General features: G+C 73.9%; 2 protein-coding genes. Both read right to left on the bottom strand.

Translation table 11 applies throughout. From position 1 onward, the window contains the following. Positions 1 to 1,249 (bottom strand): hypothetical protein (locus tag ACIQOV_RS38590; protein ID WP_401055467.1); only part of this gene is annotated, 1,249 nt, incomplete at its 3' end. Between the two features lie 473 nt (positions 1,250 to 1,722). Then, positions 1,723 to 1,905: a hypothetical protein gene (locus ACIQOV_RS38585; protein ID WP_401055465.1), complete on the bottom strand. Its 183-nt coding sequence runs from the start codon at positions 1,903 to 1,905 to the stop codon at positions 1,723 to 1,725. Positions 1,906 to 2,154: the final 249 nt, after the last annotated feature.

Genomic DNA, 2,154 nt, shown 5'->3' with positions numbered 1-2,154 from the left:
GGACGCCGGGCTTGCCGGGCCAGGTGAGGTGGACCAGGCCGTCGCCGAGGGCGTAGTCGCGGTGCGCTTCGCCCAGGCCGCGGTCGGTGGGCGGCAGCCAGCCGGTGGTCCGGCCCAGTGCCAGCTTGGGTACCGGCACCTCGTCGGGGAGTTCGGCCGCAGCGACCGGGGCGACCGGAGCCGCGGGTTGGCTGGCGGCGGCGCGGTGACGGTCGGCCCGGTGGAGCGCGTCCAGGGCGAGGTCGGCGGTGGTGAAGGTCTGGGGCCTGCTGAGGGGTCCTGCGACGAACCGGCCGAGCTGCCCGTCCTGGTGCTCGACGGCGATCCAGCCGCCCAGCCCCCACGGGCCCTGCGGCAACCGGGCGGTCCAGCCGACCGGCGCGCCCTCGCGCAGCAGCAGCTGTGTGCCGCCAGCGTCGGGTGTGTCCCAGGTGGCCAGCTGCCAGCCCTCGCCGAAGGTGATGGTGAGGTCGTCCTCCCGGCCGGGCCGGCCGAAGCGGGTGAGCGGGTTGGTGACTGCCGCGTGCAGCGGGGCGCGCTCGTCCGTTCCGGGCGCCGCGCCGGTGGTTTCGCCCCGGGGCGTTTTCGGGGCGGCCGGGCGGCCCGACGACACCGCGCCATTTTCGGACCGGGGCGTTTCACCGGCCCGGTAGCCGTCGCGGAGCGGGGCCAGGAAATCGCCCCGGGGCGATTTCTCGTTGCCGGGAGCGGCGTCCGGCAGGTTCCACTCCTCCCTGATCCGCGCCTCGGTGCGGGCGTCGGCGTCCAGGCCGGGCCAGCGGACCGCGTCCCGCACGTCCCGGGCGCTGGTGACCAGCAGTGAGACCAGGACGTAGACGTCCTCGGCCAGCTTCGCGTGGGCGCTCATCGGGTCGTCGTCCACGGCGGCCAGGAAGTCCTCGGCGCGGTTGCGGATCGCGTCGGCGGCGCCGAGCACCCGCTGCCGCTCCACCAGCAGCCCGGCCGCGGGCCGCTCCCCCTCGGGTCGCTCCTGCGGCGTGGCGTCCGCGGCAACGGCGGATCCGTCGGGGCCAAGCAGCGCCGCAGCGGTCCGGGCCTTGACCCGCGCCCGGTCGGCGCGGCTCTTGCACGCCTGCGAGCAGTAGGCCAGGCGCCGACCTCGGCCGGTGCGCGACGGCAACGCGGTCTCGCAGTCCGGCCCCTCGCACCGCGCGCCCTCGACCTGGTCGCCGTCCAGATCGAACAGCGCCACCTCACCACCGCTATTTCGCCCCGGTTCGTTTTCCATGGCGTGATCGTAGCCAGGCCCGGCAACCGAATTTCGAACCGGGGCGACATTCTGGCGGATGCCGCTCCGCAGGTCAGCGCCACAATTTCGCACCGCGCCCCGAAAATCCGCACCGCCACAGGCGCGTTGTCCCGCCCCCGTACATAAGGCCGTCGGCCATGTTGTCCCCGGGTTGTCCCCGCACCGCACGGTGCGCAGCGGAGGTTGTCCTCGTTGCACGGCCGGCTGGCCGTAACCGCCGGGGGCCCGGCGCTAAGGTCGACGGCGGGTGTGCGGTCGTAGCGCTGGCCCCCACGCGAGGGCCGCGCGCCGCCGGGCCTGCGACCAGGGGGCTGTGCGCTGGGGGACCGGTTGTCCTACAGTGGGGCCAGGTCGGCGCCGCCCGGCCTCGAACGCGAGAAGACCGCCCGGCCCACTTTCGCAGGGCAAGCCGGACGGCCTTCTCTCAGACCGTCATCTGGGGCCTGGTCCTGCTACATGGGGCCGGGCCCCATGTGGTTGTCGTCGAAGAAGGCCTTGAAGACCATGACCGCGATCTGCGCGACGACGGGCAGCGTGGGCACGGCACGGGCGAACCAGGACGGCTTGCGGGATGCGGGCTTGATGACGGGGGTGTTGCGCGCCGTCTTGCGGCGCTTGCGGCGACGATGCGCCAAGGCGACCTCCGGTGGCCATGGGGGTGGCGGCCCGGAACGGCCGCCAGGGCACGGATGTGATGATCCGTCCGTTCACGGTGGCCTAGGAGATCGCGTGTTCGCTTCCGGGTCAAAGTCTACGCAGTGCGCCCCCGGCCTCAGCAAGCCGATCATTCGGGTGACCACTAGTACTGGGCACGGAGGGGAGTCTCCCTGGCCGACCGGACGGCCGCCGGCGCGATGCGACTGGAGGCGCTGGCCGACGGCGCC

The sequence above is a fragment of the Kitasatospora sp. NPDC091257 genome, from assembly GCF_044757675.1.
GTDB lineage: Bacteria > Actinomycetota > Actinomycetes > Streptomycetales > Streptomycetaceae > Kitasatospora > Kitasatospora lactacystinica.
This window is presented reverse-complemented; position numbering and strand designations above follow the sequence as displayed.